The sequence below is a fragment of the Agrobacterium sp. 33MFTa1.1 genome (assembly GCF_004328495.1).
GTDB classification, from domain to species: Bacteria; Pseudomonadota; Alphaproteobacteria; order Rhizobiales; family Rhizobiaceae; genus Agrobacterium; species Agrobacterium pusense.
In genome coordinates, this window is the sequence record NZ_CP036359.1 from 1,969,030 (window position 1) to 1,986,636 (window position 17,607).

15 protein-coding genes are annotated in these 17,607 nt (G+C 60.0%); 12 read left to right on the top strand and 3 right to left on the bottom strand.

The features are described 5' to 3' along the window. Nucleotides 1–39 precede the first annotated feature (39 nt). Nucleotides 40–384 (top strand): formate dehydrogenase subunit delta, encoded by a 345-nt coding sequence (locus tag EYD00_RS22770; protein ID WP_004444566.1) that lies wholly within the window; start codon nt 40–42, stop codon nt 382–384. A gap of 115 nt (nt 385–499) precedes the next feature. After that, a complete protein-coding gene (locus tag EYD00_RS22775; protein ID WP_034497883.1) occupies nt 500–2,152 on the top strand; it encodes an OFA family MFS transporter in 1,653 nt (550 codons plus the stop codon). 135 nt (nt 2,153–2,287) lie between these two features. On the opposite strand, the gene EYD00_RS22780 is transcribed toward EYD00_RS22775, so the two are convergent. The 3 genes from EYD00_RS22780 to EYD00_RS22790 are packed head-to-tail and all read right to left on the bottom strand — an operon-like array spanning nt 2,288 to nt 4,875. Beyond that, entirely contained in the window at nt 2,288–3,184 is an 897-nt protein-coding gene (locus EYD00_RS22780) for a dihydrodipicolinate synthase family protein (protein WP_034497882.1), read from the bottom strand. 31 nt (nt 3,185–3,215) lie between these two features. Further along, entirely contained in the window at nt 3,216–4,097 is an 882-nt protein-coding gene (locus EYD00_RS22785; RefSeq protein ID WP_034497881.1) for an SMP-30/gluconolactonase/LRE family protein, read from the bottom strand. A 58-nt stretch (nt 4,098–4,155) separates the two neighbouring features. Further along, nucleotides 4,156–4,875: a FadR/GntR family transcriptional regulator gene (locus tag EYD00_RS22790; RefSeq protein WP_034497880.1), complete on the bottom strand. Its 720-nt coding sequence runs from the start codon at nt 4,873–4,875 to the stop codon at nt 4,156–4,158. Between the two features lie 302 nt (nt 4,876–5,177). Between EYD00_RS22790 and EYD00_RS22795 the strand changes: the two genes are divergently transcribed. From EYD00_RS22795 to EYD00_RS22840, 10 genes are all read left to right on the top strand, one after another. Further along, nucleotides 5,178–7,127 (top strand): ABC transporter substrate-binding protein, encoded by a 1,950-nt coding sequence (locus EYD00_RS22795; RefSeq protein WP_034497879.1) that lies wholly within the window; start codon nt 5,178–5,180, stop codon nt 7,125–7,127. 121 nt (nt 7,128–7,248) lie between these two features. Continuing rightward, on the top strand, nt 7,249–8,235 hold the full coding sequence (locus EYD00_RS22800) for an ABC transporter permease (protein WP_003521681.1): 987 nt from the start codon (nt 7,249–7,251) through the stop codon (nt 8,233–8,235). A 9-nt stretch (nt 8,236–8,244) separates the two neighbouring features. Continuing rightward, complete coding sequence (locus tag EYD00_RS22805) at nt 8,245–9,369, top strand: ABC transporter permease (RefSeq protein ID WP_004444561.1); 1,125 nt, start codon at nt 8,245–8,247, stop codon at nt 9,367–9,369. Between the two features lie 8 nt (nt 9,370–9,377). Continuing rightward, complete coding sequence (locus tag EYD00_RS22810) at nt 9,378–11,102, top strand: ABC transporter ATP-binding protein (protein ID WP_034497875.1); 1,725 nt, start codon at nt 9,378–9,380, stop codon at nt 11,100–11,102. Nucleotides 11,103–11,144: 42 nt separating this feature from the next. Beyond that, nucleotides 11,145–12,332 carry a galactarate dehydratase gene (locus tag EYD00_RS22815; protein ID WP_022563876.1) on the top strand — a complete coding sequence of 396 codons (1,188 nt, stop codon included), beginning with the start codon at nt 11,145–11,147 and terminating at the stop codon, nt 12,330–12,332. Further along, a complete protein-coding gene (locus EYD00_RS22820; RefSeq protein WP_034497873.1) occupies nt 12,319–13,206 on the top strand; it encodes an aldose 1-epimerase in 888 nt (295 codons plus the stop codon). Before EYD00_RS22815 ends, EYD00_RS22820 begins: the two co-directional genes overlap by 14 nt. A 153-nt stretch (nt 13,207–13,359) precedes the next feature. Beyond that, nucleotides 13,360–14,121: a FadR/GntR family transcriptional regulator gene (locus EYD00_RS22825; protein ID WP_034497871.1), complete on the top strand. Its 762-nt coding sequence runs from the start codon at nt 13,360–13,362 to the stop codon at nt 14,119–14,121. Between the two features lie 77 nt (nt 14,122–14,198). Next, nucleotides 14,199–15,707: an ABC transporter substrate-binding protein gene (locus tag EYD00_RS22830; RefSeq protein ID WP_034497869.1), complete on the top strand. Its 1,509-nt coding sequence runs from the start codon at nt 14,199–14,201 to the stop codon at nt 15,705–15,707. Nucleotides 15,708–15,774: 67 nt separating this feature from the next. Then, the gene (locus tag EYD00_RS22835; RefSeq protein ID WP_034497866.1) at nt 15,775–16,722 is read left to right on the top strand and encodes an ABC transporter permease; all 948 of its coding nucleotides are present in this window, start codon (nt 15,775–15,777) and stop codon (nt 16,720–16,722) included. 12 nt (nt 16,723–16,734) lie between these two features. Beyond that, the gene (locus EYD00_RS22840) at nt 16,735–17,607 is read left to right on the top strand and encodes an ABC transporter permease (protein ID WP_034497864.1); all 873 of its coding nucleotides are present in this window, start codon (nt 16,735–16,737) and stop codon (nt 17,605–17,607) included.

Here is a 17,607-nt window from a genome sequence, read left to right on the forward strand (position 1 = left end):
ATGTGGCGTCGGGACGTGAACTGGCGCGGGGAGTAGATCATGTTACTCAATCACACGGACGAAAAGCTGGTGAGGATGGCGAACCAGATTGCGACGTTTTTTCTGTCACAGCCGGAAGATATCCGTATCGATGGTGTTGCCACCCATATCAACAAGTTCTGGGAACCGCGCATGCGGCGGCGCTTCTTTGAGATGGTGGACGCCGGTGCCGGTGATTTTCTACCGCTTGTGATTGCCGCATCCAGAGAGATCAGAAGGCCAGACGCGCCAGCGGCCGATGCCGTAGGGCTGGGCGAAGACGCAAAGGGCGCACCGGGCGGCAAGGGACCGATTGCGGGAGAATCCCTTTCGGAGCCGAGCGTGCCTGAAACAACGCGCGTCTGATCCGTGCGGAAATGAATGAAGCTTGCCGCCGCATGGGAGGACGTTCGGCGGCATCGCTATTCGCCTGGCGGGGCGAATGAAAGATGTCCAGACATTCACGAGGGAGGTAGTGTCAATGGCAGTAGCAGGCGCAACGGCGGGAGAGGCGGCGCAAGCCGGGTTTTTGGACCGCGAACGAATAATCGCAAGACCGGGTTTCAATCGCTGGCTGGTGCCGCCGGCAGCGCTTGCCATTCATTTGTGCATAGGCATGGCCTATGGCTTTAGCGTATTTTGGCTGCCGCTGTCGAAAGCGTTGCCAGCGACGGATCCGAGCTGCTCCAGCCTCACGCTGGTCGGCGCACTGTTTACCACCGAATGCAATTGGCGTGTGGCTGATCTTGGATGGATCTATACGCTTTTCTTCGTGCTTCTCGGCTGCTCGGCGGCTATCTGGGGCGGCTGGCTGGAACGGGTGGGACCGCGCAAGGCGGGCTTCGTTTCCGCCTGCTGCTGGTGCGGCGGCATTCTGGTGGCATCCGTTGGCGTCATGACCCACCAATTGTGGCTGATGTGGCTGGGTGCCGGCGTCATTGGCGGCGTTGGCCTTGGCCTCGGTTATATTTCGCCGGTCTCGACCCTGATCAAATGGTTCCCGGATCGTCGCGGCATGGCCACGGGCATGGCCATCATGGGTTTCGGCGGTGGCGCGATGATCGGTGCGCCACTCGCTAACCTGCTGATGAATACCTTCAAGACTGAAACCTCTGTCGGCGTCTGGCAGACCTTCGTCGTCATGGCGTTGATATACTTCGTCTTCATGATGGCCGGCGCCTTCGGATATCGCATTCCGCCTGCAGGCTGGCGCCCGGAAGGATGGACGGCACCGGCGGCCAAAAGCGCGATGATCACCACGCGACACGTCCATCTGCGCGACGCGCATAAGACGAAACAGTTCTGGCTGATCTGGGCGGTGCTCTGCCTGAATGTTTCGGCCGGCATCGGTGTCATCGGCATGGCCTCTCCAATGCTGCAGGAAATTTTTGCGGGTTCTCTGATCGGCCTTCCGGGCGTGGGGTTTGCTGATCTCGATGCCGGACAGAAGGCGCAGATTGCGGCGATTGCCGCGGGCTTCACCGGCCTTCTTTCGCTTTTCAACATTGGCGGCCGTTTCTTCTGGGCGTCCATGTCGGACAAGATCGGCCGCAAGAACACTTACTTCTGCTTCTTCATTCTCGGCATCATTCTTTACGCGCTGGCGCCGACGCTCGCGACGATGGGCAACAAGGCGCTTTTCGTTCTCGCCTTCGGTATCATCCTGTCCATGTATGGCGGCGGTTTCGCCACCATCCCGGCCTATCTTGCGGACATCTTTGGCACGCAGTTCGTCGGCGCAATCCACGGCCGTCTCCTGACGGCATGGGCGACTGCCGGCATCGCCGGTCCCGTCGTCGTCAATTACATCCGCGAGGCGCAGATCGCGGCGGGCGTGGCACCCGGACCCGCACTCTACACAAGCACCATGTATATTCTGGCAGGCATGCTGGCGATCGGCCTCGTGGCCAACGCCTTCGTGCGGCCGCTCTCGGACAAATGGTTCATGTCGGATTCGGAGGTGGCGGCGCTTCAGGCGAAGACCGCGGCCGCGAATGCCGGGCCGACAGGCTCCTTCGGGATCGGTCGCGGTGGACTGGACGCCAAGGCCGCTCTTGCCTGGGCTGCGGTTGGTATTCCGCTTCTCTGGGGCGTGTGGGTCACGGTAAAAAGCAGTCTGGCGCTATTCGGCTAGGCGTTCCGCCAAAAACTCATGTGCCGGCTCTTGGCCGGCACATGATCGATCAAGGCGAGGCGGCGCGGTTCGGATCACGTCAGATGAAGCGCGCCCCGTTATTTGCGTAATTTGCAGCTGGACGGTTCGGCGCCATCAAGACCAGCTGGCGAGCAGTCCCTCAAGGGTCGCACGGTCCTCTTTATCCAGACGCGCCAATCCCGGTGCGCGCACCGGGCCAACTTTGAACCCGAGTATGTCCATGGCTTCCTTCACAACGGTCACATTGGCGCCGTTGCGATATCGTGTGCGCAGCCGCTCGAACAATTCGATCTTTTGAACAGTCTTCCGTGCAGCCGTAAAATCGCCTGAGGTCAGTGCCTCATGAACTTGCAGCGAAAATTGCGGCGCCACGTTAACGAGGCCGGAGGTGAAGCCGCGCGCACCAACCGCCGCGAAGGCAGCCGCCCAGCTTTCAGCCAGTCCGCAGACATATAGAGCGCCGTCCGGATCGGAAGCGGCAATCGCGCGGGACAGAAGCATGATGTCGGTCGTCGCAAACTTGATGCCGGCGACATTCGGGTGGCTCGCAAGCCGTACCATGTCATCGACCGAAAAGCCGTCCGCCCGGACATAAGCGACCAGCGGCAGTTCGCTGCCTTCAGCGAGGCCGGTAAAGTAGTCGATTTGCGATTGCGGGGCTGCGAAAGGATCGACTGGCTGATGCGACATGACGGCGGATGCGCCCATTTCTTTTGCCTGACGCGCCAAGGAGAGCGCTTCGCGCTGAGAGCGTCCAATAGCCGCCGTGACCGGGGCTTTCCCGCCGACACCTTCTATCGCGGCCTCATAGACCTTCAGAATTTCTGCAGGCGTCAAGGCGTAGAATTCGCCGGTATTGCCTGCCGCGACGATATTATGGATTCCAGCCTTTGCAACGCGTGCGTAAATCTCGGCGGTAACACCGGTCTCCACTTCGCCGCTTGCATCGTAAGCCGTTACCGGAACGCCGGAGATGCCCTTCAGGGCCTGGCGAAAATCGAATGTCGTCATCAACTGTGTTCCTTAAGATCAAAAGTCATCTTCAGATGGAGAATTTGTGAACGGGCGTGCCGGCTACCGGGGCATCGAATGCAACAACCGTACCTGCTGTGATTATTCCGTCCGTCTCGGTGACGAGACTTGTAAGGTAGATCGTCTTGAGGTCGGGACCGCCGAAACAGGGCATGGTCGGCCCCTTGAACGGCAGCCTGTAGACCTCGAACAATTCGCCGTCCGGTGAAAAGCGGTTGAGACGTCCCGCCTGAACGCCGGCGCTCCAGTAACAGCCTTCGCAATCGGTCGCCGCACCGTCCGGCCTGCCTTCATCCGGCGCGAAATCGTGCAGACGTTCGGCCGGGCCGATCCTGCCGGTCGCAGCGTCGAAATCGAACGCCTGAAGCATGAGGCCGCTGCTGTCGGAATGGTACATGCGTCTGCCGTCCGGGCTCCAGGCAAGTCCGTTCGAAGTGAACATGTCGCCATCGATGATGCGTTCGATGCCACCATCCGGGGCAACGCGATAGAGGCGTGCATTGCCCGTCTGTATCGCGGCCTCATCGCGGGTCCCCACCCAGAAATGGCCGTCCGGGCCGACTTTTCCGTCGTTCAGGCGGCTGTCGGGCCGCCCGCCGTCCGGATCGCACAGAAGATCGAGCTTGCCGCTCGCGGGATCGAGAAGATGCACGCCGGTCCTGAGGCCCGCCACTATCAAGCCATTGTCGCAAAGGCCGAGACAGCCGACCTGGGCGGGCATGTTGTATCTGTCGAGTTTTCCGCCGGTATGCAGGCGGAAAATGGCGGGCGCGAGAATATCGACGAACCACAGATCGCCGGTTCGCTCGTCCCAGGCAGGCGATTCGCCGACCTTCAACGGGGTATCGATCAGGGAACGGAGCTTCGGTTCTATGATATGCGGCTGGCTCACTGGTTCCTCTCCCTCATCCGCCCTTTATGATTCTATTTTCGACAGTGCAGGATGCGGCCTAACTGCCAACGCCCTGAAACATGCGGGCGCGCGCCTTCAATATGTGGTCTTTCATCGCGTCATGCGCGGCCTGCTCGCGTCGCGCAAAAATCGCTTCCACGATGGCCGTGTGCTCGTTCTGGACTTCGCGCACATGCTGCGGCGTCCGCTTGAGGCTGAGGCTGCGTGTCACCGACTGGCCGATGGCGAAATGGGGTTTGAACCAGATCCGCACCGTGATGTGGAACTGGTTATGGCTCGCCTTCGCGATGGCTTCGTGCAGGGCGAAGTCTTCCTCAGCACCGAGATCGTTGCGCTCGAGACACTGTTCCAGCGCGGCAATCGCCTGCTCGATCCGCAACCTGTCCGCGGCCTGCCAGTTGCGGGCCGCAAGCTCAGCCGCGGAAGCCTCCAATCCGGCCCTGAACTCAAAAAAACGCTGCACGTCGGCCAGCGAGCCGACCGGCACCTGTTGCAACACGGAAGAATCCGGCTGCTGGCGTACATAGGAGCCGGATCCCTTTTGCGAAACGATAAGCTCGTCGTTCCGAAGCCGCTCCAGCGCTTCTCGCACAACTGGCCGCGACGCGCCGAACAGCGACGCCAGATTCTGTTCCGATGGCAGCCGCTCGTTCACGGGAAACCGCCCGTCCGAAATCATGCCGACGATTTTTTCGTAGATGATGTCGCTCAGCCGAGTCTCGCCTCGAGCGGCGGCAGATGCATTGTAATTGTCCATCAGCAGCCCTTCCGTTGCAAATCGCTGAAGTTAATGGGTTTCCTGCATTTCAATCGCAACAGAAATACCGGGGTTTTTGTGAGCGAGGGGGCTGTCCTACCGATTTTTTTCTTCAAGCCTGATCCTGAAAACCGGCCTACAAATAAAAAAGATGTAAAAATCTGTCAATACTTGTAATCATCTGAAAACGCCCATATGGTCTGCGCCTGCCGATGGAGGATCGGCGTGCTGGCTGGCCGGGAGGGCCGTCGCGGTTCGGTGGAAGCCGTCTCGCTGCCGGTGATTTTTTGGGAGGATTGTCGATGCGCGATGGCGAAGCATTTTCACTGGGCGTAACGCGCCGAACCTTTATGGCGGGTGTTGGCGGCGTGGCCGCCCTTTCCGTCATCGGGACCTCGGCGCGGGCTGCTGCCGGCAAGCAGGCGCCGGAACTGGAGGCGCTGGTAAAGGACGGCAAATTGCCGCCTTTGGCCGAACGCCTGCCGAAAAATCCGATGGTGGTGACGCCGCACGAGAAAATCGGCACCTATGGAGGCACATTGCGCCGTGGCCTGCGCGGTTCGTCGGACCATAACGGCATCCTGCGCATGGTCGGCAATCAGGGGCTGGTTCGCTGGAACATGGATTTCACCGAGGTTCTGCCGAACCTTGCGGTGAAATGGGAAGTCAACGACGATGCCTCGCAATTCACCTTCCATTTGCTGGAGGGCGCAAAATGGTCGGACGGCCACCCCTTCACCGCAGATGACGTGGTGTTCGCCATCGAGGACTGCATCAAGAACAAGGAGCTTTACAGTGCCACGCCGGCGCAGCTCTCCGTGGCCGGCAAGGCGGTCGATGTCGAAAAAGTCGACGATTTCACGGTAAAGTTCAAATTCGCCGCGCCGAATGCGCTTTATCTCGAAAACCTCGCCACGCCACTTGGCCAGCATCCGACGCTGTTTCCCAAACACTATTGCAGCAAGTTCCTGCCGAAATACAACACGGCGCTCGATGCTGATGTGAAGGCGGCGGGCGTCTCCAGCTGGACCGAACTGTTCCGCGCCAAATGCGGGGATATCGAAATTCCCTCCCGCTGGTCGAATGTCGACAAGCCGACGCTTGATCCATGGGTGGTGAAGGAGCCTTACTCCGGCGGTGCGACACGGGTGGTCATGACCCGCAACCCATACTTCTGGCAGGTCGATACCGAAGGTAACCAGTTACCCTATATCGATGAAATCAATTTCGGCATTTCGCAGGATGTCGAATCGCTGATGCTGAACGTCATTTCCGGCAAGATCGACATTCAGGAGCGCCATATCAGCGTTCTCGCCAACAAGCCGACCCTGTCGCAGAACATGAAAAAGGGTGACTACCGCCTGCTGACTTTGGTGCCGTCTGCCGCGCAGCAGTGCCAGATTTACCTGAACATCACCCACAAAGACCCGGCAATGCGCAAGATGTTTGCAGATAAGTCTTTTCGTCAGGCATTGTCCATTGCGCTCAACCGGCAGGAAATCATCGACATCGTTTATTTCGGCCAAAGCGAAGGGTATCAGGCCGGGCCACGCCCGACACATCCCTGGTACAACGAAAAGCTGGCGCGGCAATTCACCGAATATGACGCCGACAAGGCGAACGCGCTTCTCGACAAGGCCGGTTACGACAAGAAGAACGGCAACGGCATGCGGCTTCGTCCCGACGGCCAGCCGATCTTCTTCTCCATCGATGTTATCCCGACGCTCTATCCCGATCTGGTCGATGCGTTGGAGCTGGTGAAGGCGCAATGGGCGCAGATCGGCGTCGACATTAAGGTCAATACCATCGAACGCGCGCTCTATTATACACGCGGCGATGACAACGCCCATGATGCGGCCGTCTGGCCCGGTCCCGGCGGTCTCGATCCGATGCTCGATCCGCGCGATTTCTTCGCCTTCCACCCGCAGGGGTCGCGTTACGCCATTCCGTGGGCGCTCTGGTATACATCCAACGGCCAGAAGGGCGAGGAGCCGCCAGAAAGCCAGAAAAAGCGCTTCAAGCTTTTCGATGAGGCGCGCTCCATGGCCGACCTTGCCAAGCGCGGCGAGAAGATGAAGCAGATCTTCGACATTGCGGCGGAAGAGTTCGAAACGATCGGCCTCTGCCTTGCGGTGGGCGGTTTCGGCATCATCCGCAACAATCTGCGCAACGTGCCGGAAACGGAACCCGACAGCTGGACCTGGCCCAATCCCGGCCCGGCGCTGCCGCAACAGTTCACCTTCACAAGCTGATAACGCCACATGGGCGTCGCTGCCGTAACGCGGCGACGCCTCTCAGGTTGTTTCGACCACCCACAGCCCGTCTCCTGAGTGGAAGGCGGCGCGTGCGGCACAATGTGATTGCGAGAACGACATGCTGCTTTTCATCGTAAAACGCCTGCTGTGGATGATACCGTCCCTGTTTGCCGTCAGTTTCCTTGCTTTTGTCCTGATCCAGCTGCCGCCCGGCGACTATGTGACGACCTATATCGCCACACTGGCCGCCTCCAACGAGGTCATCGACCACAATACGGCGGCGCAGCTGCGCGAACGTTTCGGCCTCGATGACCCGATGATCGTGCAATATCTGAAATGGATATGGGGCATCGTCAGCCGCGGCGATTTCGGCATTTCGTTCGAGTGGCAGCAGCCGGTTTCAGGACTTATCTGGGAGCGCATGGCACTGACGCTGGTTCTGGCCATCGCAAGCCTTCTTGCAACCTGGGCCATCGCGCTTCCCATTGGCGTCTTCTCCGCCGTGCGCAAATATTCGATAGGCGACTATCTCTTCACTGCCTTTTCTTTTTTCGGCCTTTCCATACCCTCGTTCCTGCTGGCGCTGGTGCTGATGTATGTCGCGGCGGTAGAGTTCGGGGCCGATGTCGGCGGGCTGTTTTCCGCGGAATATGAGACCGCCTCGTGGAGCATCGCCAAGATGATGGACCTGATGGCCCATATCTGGCTGCCGGTCGCCATCCTTGCCGTGTCTTCCACCGCAAGCCTCATCCGCGTCATGCGCGCCAATATGCTTGATGAATTGCCCAAGCCCTATGTAACCACGGCGCGGGCGAAGGGATTGTCCGAGTTCAAGCTGCTGACGAAATATCCGCTCAGAATTGCGCTCAATCCCTTCATCTCTACCATCGCATGGCTGTTGCCCAATCTCATTTCGGGCTCCGTGGTTGTCGCCATCGTGCTCAATCTGCCGACGGCCGCGCCGCTGCTTTTGCAGTCGCTGATGGCGCAGGACATGTATCTCGCCGGCGCTTTCGTGCTGCTGATCTGCGCGCTGACGCTGATCGGTTCGCTGATCAGCGACATCCTGCTTGCGCTGGTCGATCCGCGCATCCGGCTCGAATAGGAGGGCACCATGAGCGATATTACCATGACCACCAATGCCCGGCAGGACCGCGCCGCCGTCGCTTCGCAGTGGCAGCTCATCTGGTGGGCGTTCAAACGCCACAAGCTGGCCATGGCCGCCCTGTTCATCACCATCGCCATGTATATCGTCGCGCTGGTGCCGGGCTTCTTCGCCATTAACGATCCGGTGCTTCAGAATGCCCGCGCCACCTTCCATCCGCCGCAGCGCGTCCACTTCATCGATACGACCGAGGGTTTCTCGCTCGGGCTGCACTATTATCCGCTGAAGCTGACCCGCAATCCGGAGACGCTTGCGGCGGTCTTCGTCGAGGATACGGCGAAGAAAATCCCGGTTCAGCTTTTCGGTCGCGGTTACGAATATTCCGTGTTCGGCCTGTTCACCACGGACCTCCATCTGCTGGCATCCACCGACAAAACGCGGCCGCTCTTCCTCTTCGGCGCGGATCGTCTCGGCCGCGATGTCTTCAGTCGCGTTGTGCAGGGCGCGCAGGTCTCCCTGTCCATCGGTCTTGTCGGCGTGTTCTTCTCGCTGCTGCTCGGCGTCGTTCTCGGTGGCATATCCGGTTATTACGGCGGCCGCATCGATTTCGTCATGCAGCGTGTGATCGACTTCGTGCTGTCGCTCCCCACCATTCCCATCTGGCTGGCGCTGGCCGCCGCCCTGCCGCAGGGCTGGCCTGCGACGCTGCAATATATGATGATCACCATCATCCTGTCCCTGACCGGTTGGGCGCAACTCGCCCGTGTCGTGCGCGGCCGGTTCCTGTCGCTCAGGACCGAAGAGTTCGTGGCCGCGGCCCGGCTGGATGGCGTGCCGGAAGGGCGCATCATCTTCCGCCATATGCTGCCGAGCTTTTCGAGCCATATCATCGCTTCGGTCACGCTTGCGGTTCCGGCGATGATCCTTGCGGAAACATCGCTGTCCTTCCTCGGTCTAGGTCTGCAGCCGCCGACGATTTCCTGGGGCGTTTTGCTTCGCGAGGCGCAGAATATCCGCTCGATTGCAACCGCACCCTGGCTGTTCCTGCCCGGTGTGGCTGTCGTTATTGCCGTCATGGCTCTCAATCTGCTCGGCGACGGCCTGCGCGACGCAGCCGACCCCTATAACAAGTGAGGCCCCGGATGAGCGACATTCTTTCCATCAAGCCAGCCAAACCGCTGCTTGAAGTCCGCAATCTGGTCACTGAATTTCCGGTCAGAAACGGCGTTTTCCGGGCCGTCAACGACCTGTCTTTCTCAATCGATCCCGGCAAGACCCTCTGCGTCGTCGGCGAAAGCGGATCCGGCAAATCCGTCACCGCCCGCTCCATCCTGCAGATCATCGACAGTCCCGGTCGCATTGCGTCCGGGTCGATCATCCTCAACCGCGCCGACGGCACCTCTCTGGATCTGGCAAAGCTCGATCCGCGCAGCCGTGCCATCCGCTCGGTGCGCGGCGCTGATATCGCGATGATCTTTCAGGAGCCGATGTCGTCGCTTTCACCCGTGCATACCGTTGGTGACCAGATCACCGAGGTCCTGCGGCTGCATCTCAAGATGAGCAAGGGTGAGGCGCGCGCCGAGGCCATCGAACTGTTGCGCCAGGTGGAAATCCCCAACCCCGAAAAGGCGCTGGATCGCTACGCCTTCCAATATTCGGGAGGCATGCGCCAGCGTGCGATGATCGCCATGGCGCTGGCCTGCAAACCGCAGCTTCTGATCGCCGACGAACCGACGACGGCGCTCGATGTGACGACACAGGCCGAAATCCTCGACCTGATATCGCGGCTGCAAAAGGCGCATGGCATGGCGGTGCTGTTCATCACCCACGATATGGGTGTGGTGGCGCAGATTGCCGACGACGTGCTGGTCATGCACCATGGGGTCGCCAAGGAATATGGAACCGTGGATGAGATATTCCACAATCCGCAGGACCCCTATACCCGCATGTTGATCGGCTCCGTGCTGAAGCTGGAGCGGAAGGCTGAAATCCGGCTTGCGCGACCTCCGCTCGATCTCACGGCCGCGCCGGTGCTCGAAGTGAATGACCTTTCCATGCATTTCGGCGAGATGAAGGCGCTGGATGGCGTGTCGATCAAACTATTGCCGGGCGAGACGCTCGGCATCGTCGGCGAAAGCGGCTCCGGCAAGACCACCATGGGCCGCTCCATCATGCGCCTTTACGATCCAACCGGCGGCGCGATGCTCTATCGCCGGGCAGATGGCAGCGTGGTCGATCTGGCCAGGATAGAAGGCGCCGAGCTGAAAGCCGCACGGCGTGAGCTGCGCATGGTTTTCCAGGACCCGTTCGGCTCGCTCAATCCGCGCATGACCGTGGCACAGGTTATCGGCGAGCCGTTGCTGGTCAACGGCATTGCCAGGGGCAGGGAGTTGGATGAGCGTGTCTGCGCGCTGATGGAGCAGGTGGGTCTCGATCCGGCCGGACGTGAGCGTTACCCGCACGCTTTTTCCGGTGGCCAGCGCCAGCGCATCGGCATCGCCCGCGCCATAACCCTGAAGCCGCGTATCATTGTGGCGGATGAGGCGACTTCGGCGCTCGATGTTTCGGTGCGGTTCCAGGTGCTGGATCTTTTGATGCGGCTGCAGGACGAGCTGGGGCTCGCCTATATCTTCATCAGTCATGATATCGGCGTCATCCGCTATATGTGTGACCGCGTAGGTGTGATGTATCGCGGCAAGCTGGTGGAAGTGGGAGACGCCGAAAAGGTCTGCAACGCGCCGGATCATCCCTATACGCAGGCGCTTCTTTCCGCCATTCCGCGCCCGGACCCACGCGACCGGGACCGTACCCGCAGATTCCGCTACGTCGAACCATCCGAAGTCAAGAACGGGGCCGTCGCGCAATGATGCCGGGCCTCGCACGCTGCAATTCATGAGGAAGACTGAAGCATGAAAATCGATCGCATGCGGGTATTCGTCACCCGCGACAAGGACCGCCCCCGTGTCATCGTCGCTCTCGATACCGATGACGGTTTGACCGGCTGGGGTGAATGTTACAATCACGGCCCCGATCTCGCCCTGCCGCCGGTGCTGGATTACCTCTACGGATTCCTCGCCGGTCAGGATCCGACAAGGGTGGAGTATCTCTATAATCTCCTGCTCCAGCAGAACCGCTTTCCGCCTGGAGCGCTCGGTCTGTCGGCGATCTCGGCGCTCGATCATTGCCTCTGGGACCTAGCGGCCAAGGCGGCGGGCGTGCCGGTCTACAAGCTGCTGGGCGGCGAAGTGCGCGACCGTATCAAGGTCTATGCCGGTGTCTACACCGCTCCGGATGCGCCGGCGGCAAAGGAGGAATTCGACCGTCTCAACGAGGATTGGGGCTTCACGGCCTTCAAGCTCAGCCCGTGGCGCCTCGATATCCACGCCCATCGCTGGGGCGAGGTGGTGCGCAGTTCCGCCGAGTATTTCCGTTCGCTTCGCGAAACGGTGCGGCCGGACTACGACATCGCCTTTGACGCCCATGCCAAGATTTTCGAGCCAGCGGCCGCCCGCCAGCTTGGCAATGCGCTTGCCCCTTACGATCCGCTTTTCTTCGAAGAGCCTTTGCGCCCGGAAAACATCGAGATGTGGGGAGACCTGAAACAGGGGCTGAACTGCACGCTGGCAACCGGTGAAAGCCTTTATAATCGCAATGAGTTCCTGCGTCTTCTTCAGGTAAAGGGTGCGGATATCATCCAGCCCGATATCTGCGTCGTCGGCGGCATTTCGGAGATGCGCCGCATCGCCACGCTCGCGGAAGCCCACTTCGTCAGCATCGCGCCGCATAACCCGATGGGACCGCTCGCCACCGCCGTCAACGTGCATTTTTCCGCTGCCCAGCAGAATTTCCGGATTCTCGAATACCGGCTGCCGAAAGGGCAATGCTACGTCTATGGCGGCACCGATCTCGAAAAACGCGAGGACGAAACCCGCTATGTCGTCGACCCCTATCTGCCGAAGGACGGATATCTGGAGCTGAGGCCCGACCGCCCGGGCTGGGGTGTCGAGATGGATGAAAAAGCCATGCAGGAAGATGGCTATGTTCATTGGCAAAGACGGGTGCCGAAACGGCCTGACGGCTCCTATGCCTTCGCCTGAAATGGTTACGGTTGCCTGCGGGCGGCTCTATGCCCGCCTGCGCCCTGCTTGGGGTGGCAGGATGACCCATCTGTGGCACGCGGACTACGGTGATATTCTGGTGCCGACAACGGAGCAGGATTTCGAGCCGTTCAACTGGCCGAGGGCCGGCGCATACCCGCTGTTTCCCTATCACAACCGGCTCTATCGCGGGTCCTTCGTCCATACGGGTATCCGCCATGACCTGCTGCCGCATCCGGCGCTTGCGCCTGACGCCATGCATGGCCCGGCTCACCGCCGGCCGTGGGAGATTTCGGACCTTTCTTCGGATCGGGTCGTATTGGCACTGGACTACGAGGCTGACGGAGAGTGGCCGTTTTCCTTCCGCGCCGAGCAGTCTTTCCTGCTGCAAGACGACAGCATCACCGTGGAATTGTCGATAACAAATCGCGCTAATGTGCCTGCGCCGGTGTCGCTGGGCTGGCATCCCTATCTGGCGGCCGGGCTCGGTTGCGATGCGCGGACGGACGCCAAACTGCAATATCCGCTGGACGCGCAGAACGTGCCAACCGGCCAGCCGGCGGCACCTCGCCCGAAACCCGCCATTCCCGCCGCAGCGGGATACACATTGCATTTCACCGATTGGTCGAGCGCGCAGGTCGACTTCGACAGGTTTTCACTACGGCTCGAAGCCGATGCGGTTTTCGGCCATCTCGCCGTACACCGCATGGAACGTTATCTCTGTCTTGAGCCCGTTTCCATGGCCGCCGGAGCGCTTGGCCTGCCTCAGGCGCAGCGGGAAGGGCAGGGTCTGATGACCGTCGGCCCCGGCGAGCGCCTGTCGGGGCGCATCAGGCTCTCCATCGATCTTCAGGAGGGGCGGGTGCGTCTATAGCGCCCAATCGCCCAGCGCCCGCCGTTCACCTTCAAAAACGCCACATGCCCATATTTTGAGCGTCAGTTATTGCCGCTTAAAAATAAGCTTGACGACGGCGAAAATTTCTCACCAAATGAACCAATGTAAGATTGGTTCGGTAAATGGTGCGACGTGACGGTGAACCCCAACGACAACTCCAACTACGCGCTTGCGAAGTTGCGGGAGTACGTTCAGACGCAGGATCTTGCGAAAGACCGTCGCCTGCCCACGGAGCGGGCCTTCGCGGAAACCTTCAATGTCGGCCGTCGTGCGGTTCGTCGCGCCCTTGAGGTTCTGGAAGCCGAAGGCCTCATATGGCGGCGGCAGGGGGCCGGAACCTTTGTGGGTGAAAAACCGGATGATTGGTCCGCCCAGGTCACGGAACTGGTCGCCGGGACGGATTTCATGGAAATCATGGAAGTGCGCCTGCGCATCGAGCCGCAGCTGGCGCAGCTCGCGGCCATGCGCGCCAAGCCGGACGAGGTGGAGCGCATGCGCGCCCTTGTCGAAAAAACCGGCCAGAGCACGGATGCCGATGCCAAGGAATTATGGGATGGCTCGCTCCATCGCCAGATTGCCCAGAGCGCTGGCAACAAGCTTTTCCTGTCCATCTTCGATGTCATCAACCGCGTACGTCAGGATGATGCCTGGCAGTCGATACGGGAGCTTGCCCGGCGCAGCGGCGCAAACGGCAGGGCGTCTTTCGAACAGCATATGGCCATTGTCGACGCCATCGCCGACCGTGATCCCGCCAGAGCCGGTGAAGCCATGCGTCAGCATCTTCTCATGCATCAGGAAAGGCTGATCCGCGCCACGTCTCTCGGCTTCCTGGAGGAAGGCGTCGGGAAGGGCAATGCGGCCGAAGCTGTTAGTTCTATGACTGAGGCCTCTTGAGGCCACGGATGAAAACTGTCGTCCCTTACGGGCGGCCAATGACAAAAAGTCAAAATAACCTGACCAGAGGAACGAACATGAAGAAAATCCAGACATTGACTGTGGCGCTGTTGGCAAGCGTATTTCTGGCCTCGCCGGCGCTATCGTCCGAATTGCGCATCGGCCTCAATGACGATGCCGATGTGCTCGACCCCGCGCAATCGCGCACCTTTGTCGGCCGCATCGTTTACACCGCCATGTGCGACAAGCTGGTTGATATCTCGCAGGACATGAAGATCGTGCCGCAGCTTGCCACCGAATGGGCCTGGTCCGAAGGCGGCAAGGTTCTGACCATGAAAATCCGCGATGGCGTCAAGTTCCACGATGGCGAAACACTTGATGCGGCGGCGGTTGTCGCCACCATCGAGCGCAACATGACGCTGCCGGAATCTCGCCGCAAGAGCGAGTTGTCGTCTGTCGAGAAAGTCGAGGCGACCGGGCCGCTGGAAGTCAAATTCACCCTGAAGACGCCCGACGTTACCCTGCTGGCACAGCTTTCCGACCGCGCCGGCATGATCGTCGCACCGAAAGCGGCGAAGGAATTGGGCGCTAATTTCGGTTCCAAGCCAGTCTGCGCCGGACCGTTCAAATTTGTCGAGCGCATCCAGCAGGATCGCATCGTACTCGAAAAATTTGCTGACTATTGGGACAAGGACAAAATCCTCGTCGACAAGGTCGTGTATCTGCCGATCCCCGATACGACCGTGAAGCTTGCGAACCTTCGTGCCGGCGATCTCGATATCGCCGAGCGCATTTCGGCTTCCGATGCGGAATCCGTCAAGAATGATCCCAAATTGAACTATGCCGATGTCATCGGACCGGGCTACATGGCCATGTATGTCAACATCAACAATGGGGCACGCGCTGACAATCCGCTCGGCAAGGACAAGCGTCTGCGTCAGGCCTTTTCCTACGCGATCGATCGCGAAGCGATCGGCCAGATTGTTTTTGAAGGCACCTCCAAGGCCGGCAATCAGGCATATCCGCCCACAAGCCCCTGGTTCAACCAGAACCTGCCGGTTCCGCCGCGTGATATCGACAAGGCCAAGCAGTTGATGAAGGAGGCGGGTTACGAGACCCTGGATGTTGAGCTTCAGCATGCCAACAACACCACGCAGACGCAGATGATGCAGGTCATCCAGTCCATGGTGGCGGAGGCCGGCTTCAACGTCACTCTGAAGGCCACGGAATTTGCCACGCTTCTTTCCGAACAGACTGCCGGCAATTATCAGCTCAGCCGCTCCGACTGGTCGGGACGTATCGATCCCGATGGCAACCTGCACCAGTTCGTCACCTGCAAGGGCGGCATCAACGATGTGAAATATTGCAATGCTGAAGTGGACAAGCTGCTGAACGAGGCCCGCGCTTCGACCGACGACGCAGTCCGCAAGGAAAAATACGATGCCGCAAGCGTCATCCTCAACGATGACATGCCGATCATCTATCTCGGCCACCAGCCTTATGCCTATGCCATCTCCAAAAAGGTCAAGGGCTGGGCGCCTTCGCCTGACGGCATGATCCGTCTTCTCGGCGTTTCCAAGGACTGATCCCTTCGCATAGGCCGCACGGCTTGCCGTGCGGCCGCCAAGACCGGACCAAAACGGGGGCAATGCCATGCCTGTTTATATCGGCAAGCGACTGCTGGTCGCGATCCCGACGCTTCTGATCATTTCCATTTTCGTTTTTTCCCTGCAGAAACTCCTGCCGGGCGATCCCATCCTGGCGATGGCTGGCGAAGAGCGCGACCCCGCCACGATTGAATTCCTGCGGGAAAAATATCGCCTCAACGACCCCGTGCCGATGCAATATCTCAACTGGCTCGGCGGCGTGGTGACGGGTGATTTCGGCATTTCGCTACGCACGAACCAGCCGGTTCTGGAACTGATTGGCCAGAAGCTGCCGGTGACCATTCAGCTGGCTGTCATGGCGATGTTCTTTGCGATGATCATCGGCATTCCCATCGGCATTCTGGCCGCCGTCAAGAAGAATACGTGGATTGACTACACGGCCAATATCGTGGCGCTTTCCGGCCTGTCCATCCCGAATTTCTGGCTCGGCATCATGCTCATTCTGCTGGTGTCGGTGAAACTCGGCTGGCTGCCGGCATCGGGTTACGAATCGATCTTCGTAGACCCTGTCCGCTCCATCGAAACCATGATCATGCCCGCCTTCGTGCTGGGCAATGCACTGGCGGCGACGCTGATGCGCCATACACGTTCGGCGATGGTGGCGGTGTTGAGCTCCGATTACATCCGCACCGCCCGCGCCAAGGGGCTTTCCCCGCGCGAAATCATCCTGTCTCACAGTTTCCGCAACGCGCTTCTGCCCGTTATCACGCTCTTGGCGCTGCTCTTCGGCGAACTGCTGGCCGGTGCGGTTCTGACGGAGCAAATTTTCACGATCCCGGGCTTTGGCAAGATGACCGTGGATGCGGTCTTCACCCGTGATTATGCCGTCGTGCAGGGCATCGTGCTTTGCACCGCCGTCGGTTTCATCCTCATGAACCTGCTGGCCGACATTGCCTATGTCCTGCTCAACCCCCGCCTCAGGGCGACAATCTAAGGCCCTGATATCATGACCGTTCTGGATCAAAACCTTTCGATACCGGCGACACGGCAGGAAAGCCGCGCCTGGAAAAAGATGAAGCGCAACAAGTCGGCGCTCGCCGGCTTGATCATCGTCGTGTTTTTCGCCGTGCTGGCGATTGCCGCGCCGATACTGCCGATTGCCGACCCCGTCGCGACCAGCTGGTCGGCCATCCGCAAGGCGCCGTCGGCGGCCCATTGGCTCGGCACGGATGATCTCGGCCGCGATATTCTCTCGCGCATGATCTATGGCGCCCGCGCTTCGCTGATGGCCGGCGTCGTCTCCGTCATGATCGCCGTGGTGATCGGCGTCCCCTTCGGATTGATCTCCGGTTATTTTGGCGGCTGGGTGGATATGGTTATCTCCCGCATTACCGAAGCGCTGCTGGCCATGCCGTTCCTGATCATGGCGATTGCGCTTGCCGCCTTCCTCGGCCCGAGCCTTACCAATGCGATGATCGCCATCGGCCTTTCCGCCATGCCGATCTTCGTGGGGCTGACGCGCGGGCAGGTGCTGGCCGTCAAGATGGAGGATTATGTCGAGGGTGCAAGGTCTATCGGCCTCAACCACATCGACATCATGACCCGCTACATCCTGCCGAATGTCTTTGCCCCGATCATCGTGCAGGCGACGCTGACGGTGGCGACCGCGATCATCGCGGAGGCGAGCCTTTCCTTCCTCGGCCTTGGCCAGCAGGCGCCCGCACCTTCCTGGGGTTCAATGCTGAACACCGCCAAGAACTTCTTGAGCCAGGCGCCATGGATGACGATGTGGCCCGGCATTGCCATCTTCCTCGTCGTCATCGGTTTCAATCTTCTGGGCGATGGCCTGCGCGATGCGCTCGATCCGCGCGAAGCATGA